This window comes from Vibrio sp. Y20_XG_PY13 (assembly GCF_024181925.1).
Lineage (GTDB): Bacteria > Pseudomonadota > Gammaproteobacteria > Enterobacterales > Vibrionaceae > Vibrio > Vibrio parahaemolyticus.
This window is the reverse complement of the sequence record NZ_JAMZAL010000001.1, coordinates 289,675-315,930: the sequence shown is the minus strand read 5'-3', so window position 1 is coordinate 315,930 and position 26,256 is coordinate 289,675. Positions and strand designations below refer to the sequence as shown.

At 43.6% G+C, this 26,256-nt stretch carries 17 protein-coding genes and 4 tRNA genes; 10 read left to right on the top strand and 11 right to left on the bottom strand.

Annotated elements, in window-relative coordinates:
• The first annotated feature begins 256 nt into the window (after positions 1-256).
• Entirely contained in the window at positions 257-664 is a 408-nt protein-coding gene (gene rnk, locus NL646_RS01425) for a nucleoside diphosphate kinase regulator (protein WP_005480352.1), read from the top strand.
• Between the two features lie 434 nt (positions 665-1,098).
• Complete coding sequence (locus NL646_RS01420) at positions 1,099-2,733, top strand: hypothetical protein (protein WP_253663746.1); 1,635 nt, start codon at positions 1,099-1,101, stop codon at positions 2,731-2,733.
• 78 nt (positions 2,734-2,811) lie between these two features.
• On the opposite strand, the gene NL646_RS01415 is transcribed toward NL646_RS01420, so the two are convergent.
• The 3 genes from NL646_RS01415 to NL646_RS01405 all read right to left on the bottom strand — a co-directional run bounded on the left by NL646_RS01415 (position 2,812) and on the right by NL646_RS01405 (position 5,691).
• Entirely contained in the window at positions 2,812-4,614 is a 1,803-nt protein-coding gene (locus NL646_RS01415; RefSeq protein ID WP_182027777.1) for an Ig-like domain-containing protein, read from the bottom strand.
• Positions 4,615-5,457: 843 nt separating this feature from the next.
• Positions 5,458-5,531, bottom strand: a tRNA-Cys gene (locus tag NL646_RS01410).
• A 73-nt stretch (positions 5,532-5,604) separates the two neighbouring features.
• A tRNA-Leu gene (locus tag NL646_RS01405) sits at positions 5,605-5,691 on the bottom strand.
• A gap of 678 nt (positions 5,692-6,369) precedes the next feature.
• Here NL646_RS01405 and NL646_RS01400 point away from each other — a divergent pair.
• Positions 6,370-6,702 carry a hypothetical protein gene (locus NL646_RS01400; protein WP_253663745.1) on the top strand — a complete coding sequence of 111 codons (333 nt, stop codon included), beginning with the start codon at positions 6,370-6,372 and terminating at the stop codon, positions 6,700-6,702.
• 14 nt (positions 6,703-6,716) lie between these two features.
• Positions 6,717-8,996, top strand: a complete 2,280-nt coding sequence (locus NL646_RS01395) for a hypothetical protein (protein ID WP_236576033.1) — start codon at positions 6,717-6,719, stop codon at positions 8,994-8,996.
• A gap of 95 nt (positions 8,997-9,091) precedes the next feature.
• On the opposite strand, the gene NL646_RS01390 is transcribed toward NL646_RS01395, so the two are convergent.
• Together NL646_RS01390 and NL646_RS01385 are read right to left on the bottom strand one after the other, a co-directional pair.
• Positions 9,092-11,788 (bottom strand): Ig-like domain-containing protein, encoded by a 2,697-nt coding sequence (locus tag NL646_RS01390; protein WP_253663744.1) that lies wholly within the window; start codon positions 11,786-11,788, stop codon positions 9,092-9,094.
• A 783-nt stretch (positions 11,789-12,571) separates the two neighbouring features.
• Positions 12,572-13,369, bottom strand: coding sequence for a thioredoxin domain-containing protein (locus tag NL646_RS01385; protein WP_253663743.1), 798 nt, complete (start codon positions 13,367-13,369; stop codon positions 12,572-12,574).
• 430 nt (positions 13,370-13,799) lie between these two features.
• Between NL646_RS01385 and NL646_RS01380 the strand changes: the two genes are divergently transcribed.
• Positions 13,800-14,732 carry a CHAD domain-containing protein gene (locus NL646_RS01380; protein WP_237459855.1) on the top strand — a complete coding sequence of 311 codons (933 nt, stop codon included), beginning with the start codon at positions 13,800-13,802 and terminating at the stop codon, positions 14,730-14,732.
• A gap of 97 nt (positions 14,733-14,829) precedes the next feature.
• Positions 14,830-15,618, top strand: a complete 789-nt coding sequence (locus tag NL646_RS01375; protein ID WP_005486315.1) for a lipase — start codon at positions 14,830-14,832, stop codon at positions 15,616-15,618.
• A 62-nt stretch (positions 15,619-15,680) separates the two neighbouring features.
• Here the strand turns inward: NL646_RS01375 and NL646_RS01370 are convergent, their stop codons facing one another.
• The 4 genes from NL646_RS01370 to NL646_RS01355 form a co-directional block, all read right to left on the bottom strand.
• On the bottom strand, positions 15,681-15,935 hold the full coding sequence (locus NL646_RS01370) for a hypothetical protein (RefSeq protein ID WP_005460888.1): 255 nt from the start codon (positions 15,933-15,935) through the stop codon (positions 15,681-15,683).
• Positions 15,936-16,065: 130 nt separating this feature from the next.
• Positions 16,066-17,589, bottom strand: a complete 1,524-nt coding sequence (amyS, locus tag NL646_RS01365; RefSeq protein ID WP_140153387.1) for an alpha-amylase — start codon at positions 17,587-17,589, stop codon at positions 16,066-16,068.
• A gap of 339 nt (positions 17,590-17,928) precedes the next feature.
• Positions 17,929-18,002 (bottom strand) — tRNA-Cys (locus NL646_RS01360).
• A gap of 73 nt (positions 18,003-18,075) precedes the next feature.
• A tRNA-Leu gene (locus NL646_RS01355) sits at positions 18,076-18,162 on the bottom strand.
• A gap of 536 nt (positions 18,163-18,698) precedes the next feature.
• Between NL646_RS01355 and NL646_RS01350 the strand changes: the two genes are divergently transcribed.
• The 4 genes from NL646_RS01350 to NL646_RS01335 all read left to right on the top strand — a co-directional run bounded on the left by NL646_RS01350 (position 18,699) and on the right by NL646_RS01335 (position 22,949).
• Positions 18,699-20,330 carry a methyl-accepting chemotaxis protein gene (locus NL646_RS01350; RefSeq protein WP_021452312.1) on the top strand — a complete coding sequence of 544 codons (1,632 nt, stop codon included), beginning with the start codon at positions 18,699-18,701 and terminating at the stop codon, positions 20,328-20,330.
• A 112-nt stretch (positions 20,331-20,442) separates the two neighbouring features.
• Positions 20,443-21,672 carry an alanine racemase gene (alr, locus tag NL646_RS01345; protein WP_253663742.1) on the top strand — a complete coding sequence of 410 codons (1,230 nt, stop codon included), beginning with the start codon at positions 20,443-20,445 and terminating at the stop codon, positions 21,670-21,672.
• Positions 21,673-21,912: 240 nt separating this feature from the next.
• Entirely contained in the window at positions 21,913-22,644 is a 732-nt protein-coding gene (locus NL646_RS01340) for an AzlC family ABC transporter permease (protein WP_053048130.1), read from the top strand.
• Positions 22,641-22,949, top strand: coding sequence for an AzlD family protein (locus NL646_RS01335; protein WP_005460963.1), 309 nt, complete (start codon positions 22,641-22,643; stop codon positions 22,947-22,949). The genes NL646_RS01340 and NL646_RS01335 overlap by 4 nt, the downstream gene beginning before the upstream one ends.
• A 168-nt stretch (positions 22,950-23,117) precedes the next feature.
• Here NL646_RS01335 and dld read toward each other — a convergent pair whose 3' ends face one another.
• Positions 23,118-24,824 (bottom strand): D-lactate dehydrogenase, encoded by a 1,707-nt coding sequence (gene dld / locus NL646_RS01330; protein WP_253663741.1) that lies wholly within the window; start codon positions 24,822-24,824, stop codon positions 23,118-23,120.
• 385 nt (positions 24,825-25,209) lie between these two features.
• Complete coding sequence (locus tag NL646_RS01325; protein WP_025502060.1) at positions 25,210-26,112, bottom strand: LysR family transcriptional regulator; 903 nt, start codon at positions 26,110-26,112, stop codon at positions 25,210-25,212.
• Positions 26,113-26,256: the final 144 nt, after the last annotated feature.

Below are 26,256 nucleotides of genomic sequence, written 5' to 3'. Positions count from 1 at the left end.
ACTTATAAGCAATCAGCTGCCCATGATAAGTTATGGTTATAAAGAAGAATTTTGTACCGAACAGCGTTCGAAGTGTTTGATAGTTTTAGAAAAAATCAAGCCCCACAATAAAAATCTTTTACTAGCTAACAGATTGCATAAAGACTAGAATCAAAAGCAGTTCATATGGAATGAAAACCATGTGATTTATACCGTAATTGACATATAGAGCGCCGTCCCATGTTTATGAGGCGGCATTTTATTTGGGAGTCATAAAATGTCAGAAAACAACTCTATCTATATCTCAAGCTTAGATATGAACAGAATTACCGCCCTACTGGATAAGATGCCAAACATCGCTGCAGAGCTTGTTGAGCTAGAAGCAGAGCTTGACCGCGCAACGGTTTTAGAACCAGAAGAGATGCCGTCGAATGTGGTCACCATGAACTCAACCGTTGAGTTTAAATTTGCAGGCGAAGAAAGAACCATGACCAAAACATTGGTCTACCCATCGGAGCTAAAAAGCAGCGATGACATTTCGATTTTTGCTCCTGTTGGTAGCGCACTAATCGGTTTGTCTGTGGGTCAAAAGCTCGATTGGCCAATGCCAAACAAACAAGTGAAGACGATTGAAATTGTCGATATCACATACCAACCTGAGCGTTGTGGTGCACTAAACCGCTAATCCTCAGGAGTCCCGGTGCAAAGGACATCGCAAGACTTTGCACCAGGAGAGCTTCTCGAACTTTCTCTTACATCGTCGCTTTTCACCTTCGGCTTCCCTCGCGCTGCCTTGCTACTCTCTTCGCCAGCCTCTACAACCTGTTCACGTGTGTTACACATTGTCCATCTGATACAGATTTCGGTCTTTTCAATCGAATTCATACGCTTATCGTTCCGTATCACCTAAACACCGCTATTTAAACTGTTCACCTCGACAGCTTGAAATTATTTTTCCCAAATTTTTCAGCCAGTTAACTAACGGATTACTTCTTGCTTAACCCCTCCCGTACGTAACGAGCCCAGCGTCAATGGTGATGACGTGTTAATTGGAGACGCTCCTTGCCGTTATGAGCACCAATCGGCTCGTATCTTCTGTTTGGAAAAGGAGAAAGTAAGATGGACTTTAATAAACTGGTGATATTGGCTCGAGCATTTTGCTTGGGGCTGATATTGAGTGTGTTCGCCTCGCCGACTTGGGCGGTTCATGATCTGGGCACCTTCGAACTGGAAGGTAATGCAACAGACGAAGCCGTTGAGGGGGATGATTGGGAAAATATTTACGATGGTAGCGACAGTGCCAATGTCGATACTGGGATTCTTCCCGATCCGTCACCTATCTCCATATTTACTGGTGGTCGAAAAGATATCCAAGACATATCAGAATGGTCTCACAAAGATGGTTCTGTACCAGATAAAGATGACTTAACCAATGCTTATGCTGCTGCCTACGGCGTCGATAACGGCGGTGGCGGTTCGGATTTGGTCATTTATTTTGGTGCCGACCGTTTTGCGAACGTAGGTGATGCCTTTATGGGTTTCTGGTTCTTCCAAGATGATGTCCAAGCCCTTGATGACGGTTCGTTCTCTGGTCAACACGTTGTGGGCGACGTTTTGGTATTGATTGATTATCCGCAAGGTGCGAATGATGAACCTTACGCCGCATTGGTAACTTGGGATCCAACCTGTTCAAAAGCGGACAGTAATGACCCTGCCCCTGGCGATTGTGCAGCCAAAAACTTACGTCTACAAGCGGAAACCAGTGGTGCAAACCCTGCTGACTGTTCTGCTGTCAATGATGGCGACTTTGGTTGTGCAACCACCAACAAAGGTGAAACACCAATCCCATCACCTTGGCCATACACTGCAAAAAACGGCACAATGAACGCTTTCCCATACGAAAGCTTCTATGAAGGTGGTGTAAACCTCACTCAACTGCTTGGCGGAATCGACGGCACAGCGTCTTGTTTCAGCAGCTTCATGGCTGAAACCCGTTCGTCTGCTTCATTCACCGCATCTTTGAAAGACTTCGTTTTAGGTCAATTCCAGTTATGTGGTATGGAACTTGTGAAAACATGTCCAACTGGTGCGTTATCACCAAGTGGTGACTCAATCATCTACAACTACGAGATCAAAGTAACCAATACTGGTTTTGGTGCACTTTACGACCTTTATGTTGAAGATATTACCGCTGGCGATTCATTCACTGCTGACGTTCTTGCCGCTGGCGAAACTGCAACATTTACTGGTTCCTTTGTTTCGCTCATCAACGGTGTAGAAAATGAGGCTACGGCGAGCGCAGCCATCAAAGATGGTGGCGAACCTGTGCTTACTAAGTCTGACACAGATAGCTGTCCTCCACTTACTCCAGTGGGCGCATTGAGTATCACTAAAGACTGTACAACCTACGTTGAAGAAAACGCATATGGCGCGTACGGATTAAGAGTGAACTACGAAGGTAAAGTATGTAACGACAGTAAAGTGAAACTTAACGATGTGAAAATTACTGAAATGCATGACGGTATGACAGTCGTTAAAGATGTCGGTACTTTAAATCCTGAAAGCTGCATGAACTACGATGGTACCTACATCCCTGCTCCGGGTAGTGACGTTTCTGGTGGTCCGGTTGTTGCACATGATGTAAGAACCTTCAAAGACACCGTCGTTGCAGAAGGTGTTAACGCCATTACAGGTGTCACTGTCGATACAGGCATGCCTGTAGAGGCAAGCTGTCCACTATGTCCTGCACCGTAAGCAAGACAAACCGATAGCAGCAATCCACAGTAAACAATAACGAAAAAGCCACCTTAAACATAAGGTGGCTTTGCTTTGTTATTTGTTCTTACCTTTGCCAGGTGAAGATCCGCCAGAATCAGGAGATGATTGCAGCGCCACAGTCACCATTGCCGTCGACGTAACATTACCGCTGGTGATCGTATAGCTAAAGCTGTCTTGATTCTTGAATCGCTTCGCTGGCGTGTATTGGATACTCCCATCAGAAAGTAGCTTCACCGTTCCTTTACTCGGTGCGCTCATTGCTGAGATCTCGACAGACACACCATCAGCAATGATGTCATTACCCAATACATTGATGGTTACCGTTGAAACTTTGCTCATCTGAACGTTATCGTCAACCGCCACTACATCACCACTGCCCGTTTGCTGCTCAGCAACGGCATACGTTGCTTGTGTCGCCACGTTGTAAGCCTCATCTTTCGTGTTTACCACATTAAACGTCACAGGGTAGTCACCAGAGGTTGCACTTAGAGCAGAAGTCACCGCGATGGTAACCACGCTAGACTCGCCAGACGCAAGGGAAATAGATTGAGAGCTCGCTTGCCAGCCACTCTCTACTTGAGCAGACACATCAAAACGAATCGTGCCACAAACGTCATTCGCCGTATTTGTTACCGTCAGTTGATATTCAACCGTGTCACCAGCGTTAACTTGTGTATCAGACGTCGCTTTCACAGACACACTTGGCGCAGACATCTTGCAAACGGTTGGAGTTACCGAACCACCAAACGATACGTTCACACCGGCAAAACCATTGGCTGCACTCGCAAGATTAATCGTGAGACCAGAAACTGGATCGGTAAAACTGTCACCCACTGGTAACGCGGTGTCTTTCCAATCCTTTCGGCCATAAACCTGGCTGTAATCCGAATTTGGCTTCATGTGCAGAATGTAACTTTCTTCCGCGCCTTCTTCGACTAAACGAACAATCACACCGTCCGTCACATCACCACGAAACAGCATATAAGAGCGGTCATCTAAAAACTGGTCATAACCCATCGCTTGACGATATTCGACATAGAACCACTCCCTCAAGCCAGTATTAGGGTTCACACCGCGAGGTATTTTTAACGCGATGTTTTGTGTTATGTCTTGGGTTTCGTACTCTGCGATTTCATACAAACCATCTTGAGTTGCCGTAAGAATGTTTGGTGATTCCGCATCATTCAACCATCCCATACGTTCTTTGTAGTACGTATTGATGTAACCCATATCCGGAGTACCCATAACATCGTACGAGTCGCCATATTCAATTACGCTACAGTTGTTCGATACCGACGCATCTCCACAATCCAACGCCTTAGCGTGGCTCAAACCAAGGTTGTGCCCGAATTCATGTGCAATCACTCTTGCTGACAGCGTGCCATCTATGTATGCACGACTCGGGAACGTTTTCCCTGTTGTTGCAGAACCACCACCAGCACAACCCGATTGCGTCATGATGTAAATGATGCGCTGATAGTCCTCAAGCACTACGCCATCAGCACGCGCCATTTTATCCGCTTCCGCTTGAACCGAAGGATAATCACACACCTGATTCGATACAGGCAATGTGTACCAACCTGCAACTTGACCACTTAGCCATGTCTTGCCGTAGGAGTTTTCTTGGTAAAAATCGTTAACTTCACCAAATACTAACGCGTGCGCCTCTTCTGACGTGATCGGTTGATCGTTAGGATTCTCTTTGAAATTCAATAGCATCACCAACGTATCTTGTTGGCCTATTGAACTGCCTGCAGCTTTGGCGTACTGGATGTTTTGTAGAAATAGAAATAAGACGAGTAAGAAAAAGATCCCTTTATTTAGGGCGTGCTTATTCATGCGGAGTTTATCAATCACTGCTTCACCTGAAATAATTATAATAATTATCCTTCCCACCGAATTAACGATAAGAATATATAGAATTAGATAGAGGTTAAAATTTAGAAAATATAGAACCAGAGCTTATTCTATGAATAATCTCAATTTTCTATACATAATGTATTTATTCTTCTAAAACATCACCAACATCAATAAATGAGGCAGCATCATAACAAAGCAAAAGGTTAAAATTCAACCAACCACATCACCAAATTACGTTAATTCTTTGTAAGAGCCAAAGAGTTTCAATCACATCAAACAGTTAAACATCGATCATTTTTCGCTCAAAAATTGAGAATATTCAATCGAATCAATAATGAACCGATTGCACTCTTAAATATAAAAACCATTAAGAATCAATGAAATATATGTCAAAAATAGAAAATGAGCGCAAAACTGTTCTCACTCAACTGCTATTGGTTTTTTTACTGACCACATTTCAAAGCCTTACCTTAAGACAACAACAAAGAATAACAATTAACAAACAAAATAAAAACATTAATCACATTACACACCAAGTGTGAACTTTATATTTAAGGTGGCATTTATATGAACATAATAGATATAAAATGATGACAACAATAAAATCACTCGAAGAAATATATAAGCTTCACTCTACTATTCAATTCCTACCTGTGAATAAAAAATTGAACAAGATAAATAGTTTTATTCTGTAGAAAAAATGGAAATACACTTTGAATATGATAATGATGTGGCAAACAGAATGGTGATAATTAATTGTAGCCAGAACAAGAGAGGAAAATGATTTGCGGGTGCTATAAACGAGAAAAGCCAGTCATAAGAGACTGGCTTTCGAAATAATGGAGGCGCGTCCCGGAGTCGAACCGAGGTCCACGGATTTGCAATCCGCTGCATAGCCACTCTGCCAACGCGCCTTACCTGATTGTTTTCTCATTGTCATGAGAACGATGCTTTAAAACTGAATCTGAAATCCATACATCGTTTTGATGGTGCCCCGGGCCGGACTTGAACCGGCACAGCGCGAACGCCGAGGGATTTTAAATCCCTTGTGTCTACCAATTCCACCACCAGGGCAACGCAAATTTTTGCGATGGTAACACCATCTCTCATCGGCCTGTGCCGTGAGAACGAGGCACACTTTAACGGATTAATTTATCTGGTCAACAATAAATTTTATCTTTTTGATTCAGATGCTTAAAAAGCAATCCCAACAGCATAAATCACACGCAATTAGTGCAACTATCATTCAAATCGGTTCCTCACAATCTTGTTCAAATCCCCTTCCCCCAGTCTCTACATTGACTTTGTTAGGCACAAAAAACCACAGCAAGACACATGACTTTCTCACTCGCTGTCAACAAAGTGTCCACCTGTTAACTCGAACACTACCCAAGTGGCACGTTTTTCTTTCCCTCCATAACCGACTGATATCTCGTTTAATTCCTAGGAATGATCTCCTAGACCGTTTCCCAACAAGTTAACACTCTGTTCACACAAAGTGTTTTTGAAACAGTTTCAAAAAACACAAAATATTTAAAAATCAATGCAATAGGTGTTGGTTTGTTTTTTGCTCTCTAGTGGGCACCGACAAGCGCTCCACCATACAAGTTTCAGAACACACACTTTGTGGAGCAATTGTCATGGGACAGGGGGCACAGCAGTTCGTGTGTTCAATGATGCCGGAGTCCAGTGTTGGCATCATTGGATACTTACATCGCCCTTTTATCAACTTTCAATGAGAAAAGAAGGTAGATGATGGAACATTTAATATACAACCGACATAAAGGGATACTCAGCACTATGTTGATAAGTGCTGCCGCCTTTTATGGGTTAACCACCGCTTCACCTGCGAATGCATTAACCGAGCAACCTATTTATCCTGATCCCGCTAATTCAGCAAACAGCTGTATGGCGGACGCGTACTTCGATACTGGCGGTTCTGGTATGAAAGGTACGTTAGGTGAAGCTCTAAACTGTACCGCGAACGACGTTGAGATTACGCAGGTCATTCCTAAAGAGATAATCCTTCCAGATGGCAGCAGCTCTGGGAATTTGACCTGTACCTTGGGGAAACCTTTAAATTAAAAGCAGATATTCGTGTGCGTGCTAATGCAGCAGAGCGCTGGGATACCACCTTTTACGTACCTCGAAAAGAGAACGTCGATCCAGACGTAATTTATCAAGATGGGGACGCATGTAGTGTCCTATTGCCAGTACCAGTTGGTGCTGGTGGGTTTGACCCTGATTTTCTTGTCGCCCAGCAGCTTGATGGAGACGCCTGTGGTGATATTAAAAAATCTGAGCTAACCGCTGACGAATACACTCTAGAAGATGCTGTATTCGAAATTATCTGTGAGGATGACGGCTTAGATGGACAAGCTGACTTCAACTACTGTGCCGCGTGGGACAACATCGAACGCGACAACTGTTCTGAAGACAGCGCTTATCCTGGCCAAGTTCCAAACAACAAATCGAAATGTAAATGTGACAACTTCAACATTCCGGTATTCATTAAACCGAATCCACCAACAGTGTTGAAATCCGTCGAGCCAGCTAGCAGCAACGAGCCAGCAGGTACGTTCAAATATACTTTGACGATTACTAAAGCTGCCGGTTCAGCAGTTCAAATCACGAGCCTTTCCGATATCTATCGTTCAAGCACAGACGGTTCGATCTTTGAACAGTTTGATTTAACTGGCGGTGCAGACAACCAAGGTACGCTTAATCTGCTAGACACTGCGGGTAACCCGAATACTTGTAAGTCACTCAGTTATCCAATCATACTAACTGATACAACTCCAAGTACTTCTTGTAGTTTCTACGTTCAGATCAATGATGAAGATCTCCCAGATGATCCTGCCCCAACCACAGCAAACGCTGCGGGACAACCTGAGGAGCTTTATCAAAACTTCATTCGCTTTAGCGCTACCGATAATGAAGGTCGTGGCACTGTAATTGGCGATGATACCTGTGACCCTACCGATGGTGATGCGACAAACGATGATGGTAACTGTTCGAATGTCGTTACAGTTAAAATGATCAACGTCGACCCAGCCGTAGATATCACTAAAACCCCTATCAGCGGCCCAGGTTTACGTAATGTAGCTGGCGCTTGGTATATTGATGATGAAGGACTTATCACCTATGAAGTTACTGTGACCAATCTAAGTACAGTTGACTCGGCATGGGTAATCCAACTTGTCGATGATAACGGTACACCAGGAAACTTGGCCGACGATATTAATCTGTTAGCTGACAGCACGGGTTCTCCAGCCTGTAATACGGCTCCAGATAATCCTAACAGCGATACACCGTTAGCGAAAATGACTGGTTCCTTCACTTGTCGATATACTGTCGATGTCACTGTTGCGGATGGTAGTACCTACACCAATACCGTAAACGTCATTATCAACGACAATGAGGCTCGTGCAGCGAACGATATGGCGGTAGTCAGTGTGACTCGTGCCGAACCAATGATTACGCTTGTCAAAGATGTTGCCGTGTCTGTAGACGCAAACGTTCCAACACCAGCTATCGATTCAGCTTCGTTCATGCAATCTATCAACGTGGATGAACCGGGAGATGAGGTCGTTTACCGATTTACGATGACCAATGCTAATGCGGTAACCAAAGAAGACTTGACCGTGATTTCGTTGACGGATGACGTGCTATTTAGCAGCGTGAGAGCAAGTGCTTCTTCAACTCAACGAAGCGATGAGTGTTCGTTCCCTCAAGTGATTGAATATGGCACACCTTACATGTGTACCTTAGTCGCTGATGTAACTGGTAATGGTTCAAACGATCCAAATACAGATTACGACGACACATTCTTGCTAAATACTGCATTCGTCACAGCTAAACGCGATCCAAATGATGCAAGTGAACCTGAGACCAAATCGAACGAAGATACTGCTCAAGTGAACTTTGATAATGTGCTTCCGCAATTTGAAGCTAACTTCGGTTTCCATGCCAACGTATTTGTCAAAGTAACCAACAGCAGTACTTTTGAAGACATTACTTTGAACAAAATGTCGATTCGCGGTGTGAGTATTCCTGACGCAACCACCCCTGGTGATGTTGATGTAGGTACTCTATTCAGAATCTTCGATGACTCTGGTACGAGCATTGAAGGTGTGCTTGACTCTGCATTCCAACAATTGCTTGATGGTTACTGTAATGTTGGACAAACGATTCCTGCTGGCGAGACCTATGCTTGTTTCGTTCGTGTTCAACTCTTCAATGCACTTGGTATTTTCGATACCTTCAGCGCCTCTGGTGCAGATGATGGTATTGTTATAGAAGTGCTGGATGATGACGGTAGTATTCGAGCTGCAGAAGTGGAAGTTACGGTTCAAACTCAAGATGTGATTCAACCTTAATGTTTGAATGCACTAAAAATCAGTAAGGCCTACCTTACCTTAAAAGAAATGCCAGTCAGAACTTCTGACTGGCATTTTTGTTTTTCTAAGTCAACTTACTTGTTTCGACCTTTGCCTTTGCTCCCCGTAGAAGTACTCGTATCAGAACTACCAAAACCAATATTCACCGACGCAGAAGCCGTATTCACGCCATCACTGATGGTGTAACTAAAACTATCGCTACCTTTAAAGCTTTTCGCTGGAGAATAAAGCAATTGACCATTTGATGTAATTTGAACGGTTCCTTTCGCGCCTTGAGTCACTGAGATAACCTTCAACGTATCTCCTTCGGGATCACTGTCATTCTTGAGTACATCGATAGTCACTGGATCTTTCGATGTCAACGTCACAGAATCGTTTTGAGCGGCAGGAGCGTTATTTTCCGTGACTGGAGCGACAATACTCACACTCACTACTTGGCTAGCATTCAAGCTTGCATCAGCAGAATGTTTCGCATTGATAACAATGTTATAAGTACCGTCAGTAGCTTCAGTGCTCGATGTTACTGTCATTGTAATAGATTGGGTTTCACCAGGAATCAAAGTCATAGCACCACTATTCGCACTCCATCCATTCGGAATATTTGCTGCTAGCGTGAAAGTAGTCGCGTCACAAGTTGCGCTATCTTGGTTGGTAACCGTCGCTGTGTAACTTACTGTACTACCAGGTTCAAAATCCCCGTTTTGGTTAGTAGACATGATGAGAAATGGCGTCGATAGCTGACAAGCTTCAACCTCAGTTTCAACCACATAATTTGCTGTAGCACTCGCGTCGTAGTCAGTATCAGTAACATTTGTCACGTTGAATGTAATGCCGTAGGTCCCGTCTATCGCAGCTTGATCCGAAGTCACATCAACCGTCACTGTATCACTCGCACCAGGAGCCAAATTTAACTGAGATGCCGTTGTCACCCACCCACTTGGAGCACTTGCCTCAATAGCGAAATTCGATGTTGCGCATCCATCACCATCATTGTTAGTTACCGTAACCGAATACCCCACGGTGCTACCAGACTCTACACCTGAAACTTGATTGGAAACAACAGCAACACTCGGCATGCTTGGCACACACATAGGCTCAGCGAAGCTAACGTGGACACTTGCGCCTGAGCTATCAGCCCATTCGGTCGTAATGGTAATACCGGCTTCTGTATCCTCATACGTATTGCCCGCGATTAAGGCAGCATCAATCAGGTCTGAGTTCACACTGTTAGGCGTCATATCAAGCAGTTGGACACTACTCAAATCATCTCCAGTTACAGCGTGGAAAACGACGCCATCCGTTATTGTAGTTTGCCCTTCAAGAAAACTATCAAAACCGATAGGTTGACGGTACTCAATGTAATACCACAATGGTTGTCCAGATGCCGCATCAGTCCCACGTTTAATCCTTAGACCTTTAGCTGCACCTGCTGGCGCCGTTTCATAAGGTTCCAAAGAATATGTGCCGCTATTGGTAACCGTAATGACCTCTTGCTCGGATGGTTTAATCCAACCTAACTGTTCTTTGTTAAAGGCATTAAAATGACCATTAGATGTTCCCATAATGTCCAACGTGTCACCGTACGAATAGTTGTAACACGTACCACCGACTGTATTTGTACCGCACTCTAATGCTTGAGCGTGATGAAGGCCAAAGTTGTGACCTAATTCGTGTCCAATCGTGTTCAGCCTAAATGCGCCATTAATCCAAGCTCTTGACGGGTTGCCACCAACGGTACCCATTCCAGACCAACCGCAGTTCTCTACTTTGGGATAGATATAGACTTTGCGTGAATAGCTAGACGTATCAATGCCATCCGCTTCAGCGGCTGCCGTAATGTAACTTTCAAAGCCTTTGTAATCACAACTGCTATTAATCGGCAACGTGTAGTAACCGTGTACATCACCACTCAACCACGTCTGACCAAAGGAGTTCTCTTTGTAGAAGTCGTTAACCTTTCCAAAAACCATGTATTGAACTTCATCAATGGTCCACGGTTGCTGCGGATTATCTTGAAAGTTAACCAGAAGCACCAACGTGCGCTGTTCGCCAAAAGTGTTTGATAACGCAGCAGAACTCGTCGTAGTCGATACTGTAACCGTCCCCGTGCTGTCTTGCGCTAACACAGACAGTCCATCCGCTTCGTCAGCTACGACTAAAGCATCCAATTTATCTGCTACGTCTTTGAACTTCCAACCACGCGCACGTACTTTTGCACCCGACTGAATCGCGTTGATTGGTGATTGAGAAGAACCGTGAACCTCAATAAGTCCCTCAGAGGTGTTTAGTACGTGTCGAAGACGGCTCTTGCTGTGATCTTCATAATCTTCGTAGAAGACTTCCAGTTCGCCTTCTAGCGTTTGCTCCTGCTCTAGCAAAGCTTGTACTTTTTCAGGCATACCTTTGCGAGCTTTTGCAGTCAGAGCAACCTGCGCTACCGCGCTAGGATCTGACTGAAACAACTCGGAAAGCAATGCTTGACGACCGTGAGCAAGAGAAATCATTTGCTCTAAATAGTGATGTTTGTTTTTCGCCGATGCACCGCGATAATCAGCCATCGCTTGCTTTAATGCGCTGGTATTATCTTGAGCCTGTTGGCGTTTTCCCTTGGCAGTAGGTGAAACCAGTTTTTCTTGTTGAATCACATGTCCATGTGGGATGTCTTGCGACTGCGCCGTCGCGTTGAATGTCAGAGATAAGAGGCCGATAAGAGCCGTTGTTGATAGTTTAAATGTATTGGAAGTAACAATATTAAAATGGGTATTAAACATACTTAATTTCTTATGTATTTTTATCTTTGGTTCTTAATTTTTGCGCAGCAGAAGTCCGCAATCATGTCGATCGCTTGACGGTTAGGGAGCGCAAATAACTAGCCTAAATGCATGAATTTCCATTCATTTCGAAAAGCTACAAACGTTAAAGGTAAGCAATAGATGCTAGAATTAGAACCCCAAAGACATCTAATAATTAGTCAATAAGATGCCGTGCCTTTTAACAAAAATTAAAAAGCAAAACTCTAAAATAGTCGTTTATTATTTAGGTTAAACTTGCATTAGTAACACAAGACAAATTATTTATTTGTATGCAATAAATTTACCCCTCTTTCCTATTTTTAAGCGCAGGTTGGTTTTTGAAGGTAAAATCCTACAAACACAGTGATTAAATTTCAACCAAAAACAATTAATTTTTATCGCAAGATCAAACATTCTTATTTAAAGCATGAATATATAAGAAGATTTAAATTACAAGTAAAATGCCAATCCCAATATGAATTCAGCTTAATATAACTTTGCCATTTTAATATATGCTCAAAGTTACCCCATGAAAAATAAGAAATTTATCTTAAATAACCAAAAATTAACAAAAACAAAACAATTATTAAGCATCGATGGTTTAAGAAGATCTATGTGTGTGGTTTCAATTCACCAGAACAACTATAAATATCGACACCTAATATCAATATATAAAGAAAAGCTCTAAATTAATAAACTGGTTAATTTAGATAAAATAAAAGGCAACTAACATTAGTTGCCTTTTATTCAATATGAAAAATATTATTTTGCTTTATCGCTATTCGATAACTGCTCTAATAGCGATTCAAACACTGCATACCTCTGCGCGCCCACTACTATCTGTGGTTCTACAAGTTGATCGTTTTCGACGCGACCAATTAAGAAACTTGGCGTACCACGAATGCCCAAGGATTTTCCTAACGTCAAATCTTGTTCAACTTTGTTAGCAATTGATTTATCTTTCATACACTTATTGAACTCTTCCAAGTTCAAAGATAAATCTGTGGCTGCTTTTTGATAGAGCTCGTCTCCTAAGTCTTTGACATTGCTAAACAGCATATCTCGCATTGGCCAGTAGGAATTTTGGTGAAGACTACACGTCGCTGCGATCGCAGCACCCATGGCTTTCGCGTGAAAACTCAACGGGAAATCGCGCGCAATATATTGAACTTTACCAGTATCAATATAATTTTCTTTTATCTGTTTAAAAGCACTGTCTGTAAATCGTTTACAATAAGGACATTGAAAATCAGAAAATTCAATAATAGCAATTTTTGCGTCTTTACTTCCCAGAAGTGGCAATGTGCCATCTTCAGTAAAGTTAGGTTGATTCGGCAAAGTCGGTGGCTCTTTTTTGGGTGGGTTAAATGCCAAATCTTTCATTTCTTTCATTTCTTTCACTTCATTTTCTATCTTTCCTACTTCTTTTGTTAGTTGACTGATCTCTTGTTTTAATGACTCAATTTCTGACTTTAGCTTATCGTTATCATCCGACTGACAACCCGTTAAAAACTGCAGTAATACTAACGGTATGACGATTCTTACAGTTTGTATAAACATCTCACGCCCTCACTATGAAATAGTACGAATATAAATTCGCACTTTACTTATCCCTATTAAAAGATTTGCTGAGATGTCATTGACAGAATATGCCTGTTAAGTGATTAGAGAAAATTCAAACTATCAGTAATAACAACAAGCTACAGATTTCCATCTAATCTGAGTATTAATAAATGCCGAATAGCTATTAACACTGACGATAAGACAGCAATTTCTTTCAAGTTGGTAAAAAGTATTGTAAAGGAGTCGATATAAGTCAATTCGGTTAATAATATGGTTATATTATGCTTATATAAAATGACTATCGGCTAACGACATGTATTTAAAACAATTAATTTATTGCTTGGTAAGATTTCGATTTATTTGAACGACTTTTATGTCTATGCAATATCAACCTCTACACTTAGTCTAAGTATGTTGGAGGAAAACCATGAGCGCCCCACCAAAATCTTCAAGTCGATTGCCACTGCATCTCGATTCCGAACTCTGCTTTGTATTGCCTGAATTTCTTGCGAGAGAGTTTGAGTATGCTCGTTCGTTAGAGCAAGGGATCATGGATAACCTTCACCCTGAATTTACACATCAATATCGCGTCACGTTACGACGCATGCGCTCTTTATGCGTTTTACTCAGCGAAGTCATCCCCTGTTTTGAGTTATCCATCCTCAAGCCTCATTTAAAGACATTAATGAAACAAACGAACTTATTGCGAGACCTAGATGTATTCACTTTAGACACCAACCAGTATCTTGCGATGTTGCCAGAACAGCATTCATCATTAACGCGCATTTTCGCGGATATTGATGCCATGAAGAATGCTGAACAAGTGCGCGTAGCAAGTTGGTTGGCATCACTTGCTTACCAAGCGCATTGCGCTATGGTTCGAAACAGCCTTGAGCGAACTAAACAATACGACTTGCTAAAAAACGACATTGAATTAGTGACGTTCGCAAATCAAAAGATTGTCGACCAGTTTAGAAAAGTAAATAACTCACAAAGAAAAATCTCGCCCGCGAGTAAAGACGATGTTATTCACACATTACGCATTAAATGCAAAGCTCTGCGCTACCTGCTGGAGTGCTTCTCTGCTCTCTATCCCGCACAACAACACAAAGAAAACGTGAAGCAACTTAAGCTACTTCAAGACAAGCTCGGCAACTTCAATGACACTTCGACTCAAATTGCGTTTTTCACCCAGCTCCGCAAAGACAAACGCTACAACAAACCAGATCGCCAAGTACTCAAATCTCTGATTAAGGAAATAAAACAGGCCCATGAGCAGTCTCGGCAATCTACCTTACTTCGTCTAAAAAGTTTTGATTCATTTATCAATGACGCTTCAACGTTAGAGATTTACCGTTAACCGCGAGGATTGAACCAATAAACATTCTGCTGATGTTCACGTGTTCTTCACACTCGCTCACTAGAGTATAAGGTTGGACAGTTTTAAGTAAGACAACGTGAAACCACTAAAACGATACCAATACGAACGCTACGCCGTACTGTGCAACCTCGCGTATCCAAGAGTCTTTAAACAAACACGTTATGGCTTCGATCCCAATGGTCAGCGAGTCATTCGAAACGAACACGGCAAGATTATGATTCGCGTACTGTGGAGCAAAAACCGCGATGAAGTCGTGGTCGTTATTAAAGGTTCTCACAGCATTACCGATTGGTTGCTCAACTTTGCAATGTGGACACGAAGCTGCCGTCGATTAGGTCTCAACTACCGTATTCACGCAGGGTTTTATCACCTATTGTTCCAAGAAAGTTTACCTAGTAGAAACGAAGACCGCTTAGGTTTGAGCGTGATAGAACGGCTAGAAGCAACCGTTGTCCCGCTTATTCTGCAAGGCAAGCGCATTTCGGTGACAGGCCACTCTTCTGGTGGTGCAATTGGTAGCGTGTTTGCGGATTACATAGAAAAGAAGTATCCGAAAAGCATCAAGCGCGTTGTGACTTTCGGGCAGCCCGCCATTGGTGACTGGACGTTCAAACGCCGCTATCGTCTGGCGCATAAAACCTACCGAATTTGTTGTGATATCGATATTGTGACTTTCATGCCTCCGGTGCCTTTTCTTTACTGGCACGTCGGAAAAATGCTGTGGCTGTACAATGGCAGAATTTATGAGAACACGCCGACACTCATTCGCCTCGGGCGTTCACTGTTTAGTTGGCTGATTCGTCCGTTTTCTTACCATTTAATGAGTAAGTACATCCGAAACAAAGACTTTTTCGATGAACGTTGACTGAAAAACCAAACGATAGACATAAAAAAGCCGGACTGATCCGGCTTTTTCTAAGATTTGAATTACAGTGAAGCAATTTCTTTCTCAAGTTGATATTTGCTGTCGGTGACGATTCTCTCTAGCACTTCAACGCGTCGTTTTAACTCGCCAATTTGCTTTTTGAGGCTTTCTTGCTCTTCTTGGCTCATCGTATTTCGCTCAGAAATCTCTAACGCTCGAACTTCTTTACGATGATTTAAGATCAACTTGACGATCCCGCCTCCAAAAATGGCACCAAACACAATGGCGACAACCAATACATCAGCAATAGATTCCATTCTTTATATTCCTCTAGATAATGCTCAAATATAAGTTACGCATTTGTTACATGAATATCAAATAACACCTTGATTAAATGTAATGTTTCATTGAAATTTGCATGTTCTGTATCAAAATCACAGGACGACGTTACTTAACGCCCACCCAAACCGAGACTGAACCACCATTGACAGGAAATTCTGCCCAGCCATTGGCATCGGTCCAAACTTCTTCAGTTCGGATACCCAGCTTGTCGACATAGCGCGTGCTTGGCTTACCGGTATACATCCATTTTGTGCCGCCCGGTCCATCACTCATGATCACCGCCATTGAGTTTGGATGTTCAGCATCGCCCTCTCGGGTCCAGCCAATCACATCCCAATGGTCGAGATAAGAATTCTGTTTGCCATACGCATACTCTTTACGCAGTGTTACAAGTTCTTCAATGTAAGGCACTTTGGCCATATTAATGTTGTAGCCTTTGTCGCTGTACTGCGCGCCGTAGTAATCTGCGTAGAACACCGATGGATAACCTTCTTCACGCAATAAAATGAATGCGTAAGCAAGAGGCTTGAACCACCAATCTACTGTCGACTCTAACGCCTGCAGTGGCTGCGTATCGTGGTTTTCTACGAGAGTCACTGCTTTGACTGGGTTGTCCTTCATCAACGTGCCATTCATGATTTGGCGCATATCGTAATTGCCGCCAGATTTTGACGCATTGTAGAAGTTCATGTGAAGCGGCGCATCGAACAACGACATACTGCCAGAGGTCTTAGTAATAAAGTTATGCAGTTGATTTACGTCGTAATTCCAATACTCACCAACGGTGAAAAGCTCTTTGCCTGTTTTCCAACGTAAATGATCAATCCACTCTTGTAGATACTGATATTTAATGTGCTTAACGGCATCCATTCTAAAGCCATCAACGCCGGTCATGTTGATGTACCACTCACCCCAATCTTTCAGCTCTTGTTTAACTTCTGGGTGATCCATGTCTAAATCGGCGTACATTAGGTAGTCGTAATTGCCTTTTTCAGAGCTGACTTCCCAATCCCATGCTTTTCCTTCGCCTTTGAATTTAAAGATCGCTTTTTCTTTGCCGGCGTCATCCCAGTCAACACCGTCAAAGTGATACCAAGTCCAATGAAAGTTCGAGTATTTGTCGTTGCGGCCAGGAAAATTAAACTCAACCCAAGCTTCAATCCATTTGTCGCCCAGTTCAATATTGCGGTTGTCCCAATCAACGCGCTTGGTATCGACCCACGACTTCCCATCAGCGCCACCACGATGGTTAAACACAACGTCTCCGTAGATTTGGATACTGTTGTTGTGCGCGGCATTGATTGCAGAGATGTACTGAGCCTTGGTACCGTATTTGGTTCGTACTGAGCCTTTTTGATCAAACTCACCTAAATCGTACATATCGTAGACGCCATAACCGACATCATTACTGCCGCCCGCGCCTTTGTAAGCTGGCGGTAGCCAGAGCGCTGTAAAACCGTTTTCAGCGAGTGCTGGAGCATTGCTTTCAACCTGCGTCCATAATGCGCCATCATTAGGTACGTACCAATGAAAGTACTGCATCATGGTGCCATTTTGCCCGGCAAAGGCAGGAGCACTGAGCAGCAAGGTTAGCGGTAAAAAAGTGCGTTTTAATTTGAATATTTTCATTATTTTTCTCTCACGTTAAAGGACTAAAACCCGCTTTCTGACCTACCATGCAGCTGCAATAGCAACACATAAAACTTGCTAACGTATTGTCTGTAAGACAGAAAGTTCGGATTACAATCGAAGAGAAATTAACACCAATCACCCCATACAATTATTGAGTTGATTAACATTTATAAAATCAATAATTAGCGTGTGTAAAATATTGAATGACGATCAAATGAGTTTGGTGATACGGATACGAATGAAACAAAGCGAAGAGAAGAGAAGAGAAGAGAAGAAGCGATTTGCGAGCACTAGAAACGAGAAAAGCCAGTCATAAGAGACTGGCTTTCGAAATAATGGAGGCGCGTCCCGGAGTCGAACCGAGGTCCACGGATTTGCAATCCGCTGCATAGCCACTCTGCCAACGCGCCTTACCTGATTGTTTTCTCATTGTCATGAGAACGATGCTTTAAAACTGAATTTGAAATCCATACATCGTTTTGATGGTGCCCCGGGCCGGACTTGAACCGGCACAGCGCGAACGCCGAGGGATTTTAAATCCCTTGTGTCTACCAATTCCACCACCAGGGCAACGCAAATCTTTGCGATGGTAACACCATCTCTCAGCGGCCTGTGCCGTGAGAACGAGGCGTACTTTAACGGATTAATTTATCTGGTCAACAATAAATTTTACCTTTTTGATTCAAACGATTAAAAAGCACGCTAACAAGTTTAATTGACGATCAATCAGCACACATTTTCGTCACCAAATGAGTAAAACAATAAATTCAGCAAGCGTCGCATCGCGCTCTTATCATATCCATGCACAACAATTCCGGTACTTCCCTCACCTTTTGTGCATTAAGCACATCGTTAACACCCCGTAAAAATGGAAGCGTCCTTTCATTTTCAACAATTTGTTACACGTAAATGCATAAAACGCCTGGTCTTACCATTATAAAACCATTGACATAATTTATTTTTTTGAAAAGCTCAATGCGTTATCGAAAATCGTTTCGATTAATGATACTTTAAATGTGTTGCAGTAATTTAATGGATCAATATCACATATAAGGACGTGGTTTACTTTGACGACACTGCATAAAAAAAAACAAGGTATATCACCAATGTCTATCAGAAACCTATCTATTGCGAAGAAAATTTCGCTCTCTTTTTTACTGATTGCGCTTATTAATATTGTATTTGGCGTGTTTTTGTCTAAAGAGCTCAAAGAAATCAAATCTGAGCTTTTAAACTATACTGATGACACTCTTCCAGCAATGGAAAGAGTGGATGCGATCCGAGATGATCTTTCTCACTGGCGTCGCTCTCAATTTGCTACTTACACCTATAAGGACGCAGATAAGATCAGAAACAAAATCGCAAGTAACATCCGTGAACGCGAAAAGATCAGCAAAGAACTTGAAGCTTACGGCTCAACCATTTGGCCAGGTGAAGAACAACAAACGTTCCAACGCCTAATGCGTCAATGGAAACAGTACTTAGTTACTATGGACCAATACAATGAGTCGATGTTAGCAGGCAACAAAACCGAAGCGCTCGCTGTTCTATCTAACTCTTTAAACGACTTCGAAGCCGTCGATTCTGATCTAAACGAGCTAATCCGCTTGTTGAAAGTCGCAATGGACAGCAACAAAAATCACATCCTTTCTTCAGTGAACGGTTTGAGCAACTCATCCATCGCGAGCAACGTGACCATTCTAGTGATCATGATTGTTATGACGCTTGTTCTAACGCGTTTGATTTGTGGCCCACTACAACTTGTTGTGGAACAAGCAAACTCGATTGCGAAAGGTGACCTTTCTAAAGACATCGATCGTAAGTTGATTGGTAACGATGAACTGGGCGAGTTGGCAGATGCAACGACTAAGATGCAAAACGACCTACGCCAAGTTATCGACAACGTTATTGCCGCTGTAACGCAATTGAGCAGTGCAGTAGAAGAGATGAACCAAATCTCTGAGCTTTCTGCTTCTGGCATGAAAGACCAACAGCTACAAATCACGCACGTTGCAACAGCAATGACGGAAATGAAAGCTGCGGTCGCCGACGTTGCACGCAACACGGAAGAGTCAGCGAGCCAAGCAAACGATGCGAACCACCGTACACAACTTGGTGTGCGTGAAACACAAAGCATGGTTGATGCGATTGGTGAAGTAGCAAATGTTATCGGCGCTGCTGGTGATACAGTTTCAGAGCTTGAACAGCAATCTAACCAAATCAACGTTGTGGTTGATGTTATCCGTGATATCGCAGATCAAACAAACTTGCTTGCGCTTAACGCCGCTATTGAAGCAGCGCGTGCTGGTGAATCGGGCCGTGGCTTTGCTGTTGTAGCGGACGAAGTTCGTACTCTTGCTGGCCGTACTCAAGATTCAACAAGTGAAATCACAGCGATCATCGAGCAGCTACAATCACTAGCGAAAGACGCGAAATCAGCGACTGAGCTTTCTCGCACAAGCATTGCCGAGTGCGCTGACCAAGGCATTCAGTCAAAACAACTGATGAATGACATCGAACATGCGATTTCTGATATCTCAGACATGGGCAGTCAAATCGCAACAGCATGTAACCAGCAAGACTCAGTTGCTGAGGAACTAAGCCGTAGCATCGAAAACATCCATCTTGCGTCTCAAGAGGTCGCGCAAGGTTCAGAGCAAACTGCACAAGCTTGCCGCGAACTGAGCCAGCTATCCGTATCTCTTCAAGATGTAATGAGCCGCTTTAAGCTAAACTAAAACGACTCGACAAAAACGCTCCAAGCTCCGCAGTTTGGGGCGTTTTGTTTTTCTGGCGTACATTCCCTCGTACGCTTTCCTTTAACAATAAAAAAACGCGTATGGAGGTTTTATGCGCCTTAAGAAAACTCTTCTTTCTATTGCCATTGCTGCAGCAACGTTCACCCCTGCTATGCATTCAATCGCAGCTCCACTCCAGCTTCAAACGACGTTAGACCAAGAGAGTCAAATTCAATCATCCAACACTTGGCTAGAAATCGATTTAGGTCAGTTTAAGCAAAACATCGAGCAGTTTAAGTCACACATGAGTGACCAGACTAAAATCTGTGCGGTGATGAAAGCTGACGCCTATGGCAACGGTATCGCAGGCTTAATGCCAACTATCATAGAACAGCAAATTCCTTGCGTAGCGATCGCAAGTAATGCAGAAGCACAAGTCGTGCGCGACAGCGGCTTTAAAGGTCAATTAATGCGTGTTCGCTCAGCAGAGATTGGCGAAATTGAAGGTGCACTTGATCTTAATGTTGAAGAGCTAATCGGCACGCTTGATCAAGCAAAGGCGATCGCTGCACTCTCTAAAAAAGCAAACAAGACAGTCAAAGTTCACCTTGCGCTTAACGACGGCGGTATGGGTCGTAACGGCATTGACATGACGACAGAAAACGGCAAAAAGGAAGCCCTTGCGATTGCTAAGCAATCTGGCGTTGAGATTGTCGGTATCATGACGCACTTCCCGAATTACAACGCAGAAGAAGTACGCGCGAAACTTGGCTCATTCAAAGAAAGCTCGGCATGGCTAATTGAAAAAGCGGATCTAAAACGCGAAAACATTTTTCTGCACGTAGCAAACTCGTACACAGCGCTTAACGTACCAGAAGCTCAACTTGATATGGTTCGTCCTGGTGGTGTGCTTTACGGTGACCTACCAACTAACCTTGAATACCCTTCTATCGTGTCTTTCAAAACACGCGTAGCATCACTGCACCACCTACCGAAAAACAGCACTGTGGGTTACGACAGCAGCTTTACAACCACTAAAGAAAGCGTAATGGCGAACCTTCCTGTCGGTTACTCTGACGGTTACCCAAGAAAAATGGGCAATACGGCAGACGTGCTGATTAATGGTCAACGTGCAAAAGTGGTTGGAGTAACGTCAATGAATACAACAATGATCGACGTTTCCGATATCAAAGGCGTGAAGCCGGGTTCTGAGGTCGTTCTGTTCGGCAACCAAAAATCTCAAACCATCAATGCCGCAGAAATCGAGAAGAACGCCGACGTGATCTTCCCAGAACTTTACACCATTTGGGGCACATCAAACCCTCGTGTGTACGTGAAGTAGTCTTACGACTTCCTTTTTAAACACTTCCTAACTCAAAGCGAGCTTCGTGCTCGCTTTCTTTTTTCGCTCAAAAAGCCCTGAAACACCGATAACGTTAATGTCATCTTGTTGTCTGCGACGAAAACCACATTCTGGTTGTGTTTGAAAGCCCATCCAATTGATGTTAAACATGCAGTTTACAAAATCACAACAATACCCATTTGGGGCTTCTCCCGACTTTGCTGCCGGCTAGGTACATTTATGACAGAAAATACATCCTCTTTTCCTCGATCTTCTGGGGATCTACATGAGTTCACTCGGGCTGACGTCTGGGGTGGATTTACTCAGCTTTTACCGCTTTCCTTTTTTGTGGTGGTCTTTGGCCTCGCCTTTGGGGTTGCTGCGGTGCAAACCGGCTTAGACGCCTTTCCGACTCTTTTAATGAGTACGCTCGTCTTTGCTGGTGCGTCTCAGTTTGCCACATTAGAAATGTGGGGAGCTGAAGTACCACTTGTACCGGTTTTGATTACTGTGTTTGCCATCAATGCTCGCCACCTTCTGATGGGTGCGACGCTCTACCCTTGGCTGAGACAGCTACCGCCACATAAGCGCTATGGCATTATGTTGCTTGCCTCCGATGCGAACTGGGCAATGGCGATGAACGCATTTGGCAAGAAAGAGCCTGGGTTTGGTTTGTTGGTCGGCGGAGGGCTTGCGCTTTGGGGCTTCTGGATTGTCGGCACGTGGATGGGGATCTACTTTGGTGGAGCCATCAAAGATCCAGTCAGTCTTGGCCTTGATATGGTCATGGGTTGCTTTTTACTTTCTATGGTTGCAGGCGGCCCTAAAAATCTGCGTATCTTCGCGATTTGGGGTATGGCAGCAGCTTCATCACTGATGGCTTACTGGTATTTGCCAGAAAACAGCCATGTCGTTGTCGGCGCAATCGCTGGCGGTATTTTAGGGGCTTGTTGGAAGGAGAAAAAAGCATGAACATCGAAACAAGCTTAGGCGGCACGCTGTTTATCATTATCGCAATGGGATTGGTAACTCTGGCAACTCGCTGGGGTGGCGTTTATGTGATGTCATTCATTCCGATTAGCGAACGCGTGCAACGTTTTATCACCGCTATGTCAGGATCTGTATTGATTGCCCTCTTAGCGCCTCTCGCCGTCGAAGGTGACAACGGTGCGAGAGCCGCTCTATTTTCAACCGCTGTGGTAATGTTTATCGTTAAAAAACCGCTTCCTGCTATTGCTGCTGGCATTATCGCCGCCGCCGCAGTGCGCGCTTTCTAAAACTGGGTTTTCAATCGCGTCAAAGGCTCAGAAAAGCCATATTCATCAAAATCACGATTCATAAACAACAAAGCCCTGCTGACTCTAATAGCGTCAGCAGGGCTTTTTCTTCATGTTTGATGAATCTCAGATATATAAGCCTAAGACTCTAGTGATCAAAACAGGGGCTTAAGCACAGCAGTTGCAGTTGCGCTTATATTTGTCCATTTTACCGATGCCCGGGTTAAAGGTATTGGTTGGATCAAGCTCGTGGTAGAACTTCTGTAATGAGTTTTCTGCTTCGTACAAATGACCCACATTGTGTTCAGCTGGGTATTTTGCACCGCGACTATTGAGGTGCTCTAACATCAGCTTCTTCATCAATTTGGTATCTGTACCTTTTTTGAAGATGTAATCCTGATGGAAGACGTAACACATGAAGTGCCCGTAATAGAGCGACTGAACCAGATTTTTGCTTACCTCTTCAGGCAAAGTTTCCAACCACTCTTCATCATTTCTGCGCAATGCGATATCGAGCGCAACAATGTCTTCAACCTCGTTGCGATGAATCGTTTCGTAGCGAATCGCAGCCCCAGCCGCCGCAAAACGATGTAAGTAAGCTTTTTTACCTTCATCTGGCGTACATTCGAAGAAATCGCAATCATCTTCAACAGCCCATACTTCTTTCAGGTATTTTTGTGCCTCTTCAATTCCGCCATCACTCATTTTTAGCACTAAGTGGTGCTCGTATTTATCGCGGAATTCTAACATTCGCTCAGGCAAATGCTGCGGGAACAATTTGCTTGCGTAGTACAAAATGGTGTCTGGTAAATATTTGCTGACAAATGGCACTCGCTCTAAAAAGTTCTCTACTTTCGCTTTCAGTGCGAACATCTTAGGCAGTTTGTCCGTACCCAATAAGTCGATCGATAAAAACACGTCTTTGCCGTATTTCTCTGCCATGTTGAAGATATCGCGATGCAGATACTCCCCCATTTCTGGCAGGTTATCGAATTGAGTCAGAAAATCTTTTCTCAATTTGGTTAACTTGTTTGCGTCGTTCGTGCCCAAGTAAAACACTTGCTCTTTGCTTGACACTGGGTAGCTATCAACACGCACTGCAAACACGCCCAATTTGCCCGCACAGCCGCTCGCTTCAAACAAGCGACGCTCGTCAGCATTAAAACGTGAAGGGATGTCAGATGTTACGTCACGAACTCGTTCATCATATTCTTTGTCTGATGCCATGCGATCATCGTGAACAATCTTGCTTGGGTCGAAATTGCCCTCTTGCAGGTTGTGAAGAATTTCTTCCGGCGTCTCACCCAAGCCATCAATACCAAGGTGATTTACTAGATGGAGGTTGCCCTGCTTATCGACCTGCGCGTAGATGGCAAGCTCAGTATATGCTGGGCCGCGTTTCACTAACGCACCGCCTGAGTTATTAGCAATGCCACCGACAACCGTCGCTCCTAGCGATGATGACCCAATAATCGAATGCGGCGCGCGGTTAACGGCTCTGAGTTCTTTTTCTAGTGAATGTAGACTTGCACCGGGTAAGCACACCGCCTGTTTGCCACCATCCAGCAGATGAATTTTTTTGATTTTGGTAATGTTGATCACCACGACATCGCGGTCATAGTCGTTACCACTTGGCGCAGAGCCTTCTGTGAGGCCCGTTTTCGCAGCCTGCATGATGATGATGCAGTTCGCCTCGACACACTGTTTAATGATCTTCCATTGCTCTAACAAAGTGTTAGGAAACACGACGGCAAGCGCTGTACCACTACCAGAGCGAAAACCTGAGCGGTAGTATTTGGTTTTAACCTGATCGGTCAGGACATTCTCTTCCCCGACTATCGTTTTAAATTCTTCTATCAGCTGCTTTTGTTTCATATCCGTATCTCTAGTTATTTTGCATCACTCACATCCAACCGAACACGGTGTGGATTTGAGTTTGGCTCACTATAAGCAGTCAATTTCCCTGCGTCCATCAAGGTCAAGCGTACAAACCTTAACCAGCACTCACATAGCGTAATTAATCTGTTGTTTTTCTGTAACTTAGCGTTCACAAACCGACGTTAGAACGAAAGAAACAGATCGTTTCCAAAAAGAAACAATAACAAAACCATTCTTTAACAGGTGTGCGCAACGTCTTGTTATCAAAGTAAGTGATGAGGGAGTAACACCGTGTAAGTGGCTAAATTGGATAAATTATTTAAGAGAAAAGGTGGAAACAAAACCACAACACCAAAGTAACCAATGGCGTTGTAGACTTGATTTAAAATCGATGATTTTGACTTTGGAAGCTGTTGTATAGGTGATCAATGAAGATCTTAATCTTCTCGGGTTGCTGCCTTGTGTATGGGTAGACAGCGTAGATACCCAAGCATTTCGCCGTTTCTTCTTTGAACAACTGGATCAAGCTGCCCTGCTTTAAATCTTCATACACCAATACGCGAGGCACATAGATAACACCTTGCCCTAGCAGCGCGACATTTCGCAACGCGGAAGAGTTGTTGGTACATAAGTTGCCATCAACGGTAACTTGATACGTCTTATCGTCGGCTTTAAACGCCCACTCACGCGCGCCAGTTTCCTGATAGGAGTAAACCAAACAGTTATGCTTAGTAAGTTCGCTCGGCTGCTTTGGAATGCCATGCTTGGCAAGATACTTGGGAGACGCACACACCACCCAATTTGCATCCACCAGCTTTCTGGCAATAAGGCTAGAATCTGGCAACATGCCAGTACGAATGGCCAGATCGAAACGCTCATTGACGATATCGACAAATCGATTATCAAGTTCCATATCGATATTGATGTCAGGGTACTTGTCATTGAACTCCGAAATCACACCCGGAAGAATCAACTCACCAGAAATGGTAGGTACCGTGATCTTAATGTTGCCAGATAGGTTCTTCCCCAATCCAACGATCGATTCTTCGGCTGTAGCAACAGCTTTATAAACCGCTTTAGCGTGCACAAAGAAGGATTGCCCCGCCTCTGTCAACGTCAGCGTTCTCGTCGTGCGATAAAGAAGCTGAACACCTAATTCTTGCTCCAACTTCGCAATACGTTTACTAACCACCGATTTAGTGAGCTCCATGTGCCTTGCCGCACTGCTGAAGGAGCCTTGTTCGACCAAATGGTAAAAAATGATGTAATCGTCGGTGTTTCTCATGCGTCTTCGTCAAATCCTTTAGAGGCCGATATTGTAAACCGATATCAGCCGAGGCGCTAAATGTAGGGTCACAGTTACCAATGGTGAGACCTACAAATCACGAGAGAGAAATAAGAATAGGATCTGTTTTCGGATATTCAGATA

Bases quoted from the DNA above. Each gene is read 5' to 3' on its own strand.
- NL646_RS01340 (WP_053048130.1), top strand. From the start codon at position 21,913: ATGACAGAAAATACATCCTCTTTTCCTCGATCTTCTGGGGATCTACAT.
- NL646_RS01325 (WP_025502060.1), bottom strand. From the start codon at position 26,112: ATGAGAAACACCGACGATTACATCATTTTTTACCATTTGGTCGAACAA.
- NL646_RS01380 (WP_237459855.1), top strand. From the start codon at position 13,800: ATGAGCGCCCCACCAAAATCTTCAAGTCGATTGCCACTGCATCTCGAT.
- NL646_RS01420 (WP_253663746.1), top strand. From the start codon at position 1,099: ATGGACTTTAATAAACTGGTGATATTGGCTCGAGCATTTTGCTTGGGG.
- NL646_RS01335 (WP_005460963.1), top strand. From the start codon at position 22,641: ATGAACATCGAAACAAGCTTAGGCGGCACGCTGTTTATCATTATCGCA.
- NL646_RS01400 (WP_253663745.1), top strand. From the start codon at position 6,370: ATGATGGAACATTTAATATACAACCGACATAAAGGGATACTCAGCACT.
- NL646_RS01390 (WP_253663744.1), bottom strand. From the start codon at position 11,788: ATGTTTAATACCCATTTTAATATTGTTACTTCCAATACATTTAAACTA.
- amyS (WP_140153387.1), bottom strand. From the start codon at position 17,589: ATGAAAATATTCAAATTAAAACGCACTTTTTTACCGCTAACCTTGCTG.
- alr (WP_253663742.1), top strand. From the start codon at position 20,443: ATGCGCCTTAAGAAAACTCTTCTTTCTATTGCCATTGCTGCAGCAACG.
- dld (WP_253663741.1), bottom strand. From the start codon at position 24,824: ATGAAACAAAAGCAGCTGATAGAAGAATTTAAAACGATAGTCGGGGAA.
- NL646_RS01385 (WP_253663743.1), bottom strand. From the start codon at position 13,369: ATGTTTATACAAACTGTAAGAATCGTCATACCGTTAGTATTACTGCAG.
- NL646_RS01350 (WP_021452312.1), top strand. From the start codon at position 18,699: ATGTCTATCAGAAACCTATCTATTGCGAAGAAAATTTCGCTCTCTTTT.
- rnk (WP_005480352.1), top strand. From the start codon at position 257: ATGTCAGAAAACAACTCTATCTATATCTCAAGCTTAGATATGAACAGA.
- NL646_RS01370 (WP_005460888.1), bottom strand. From the start codon at position 15,935: ATGGAATCTATTGCTGATGTATTGGTTGTCGCCATTGTGTTTGGTGCC.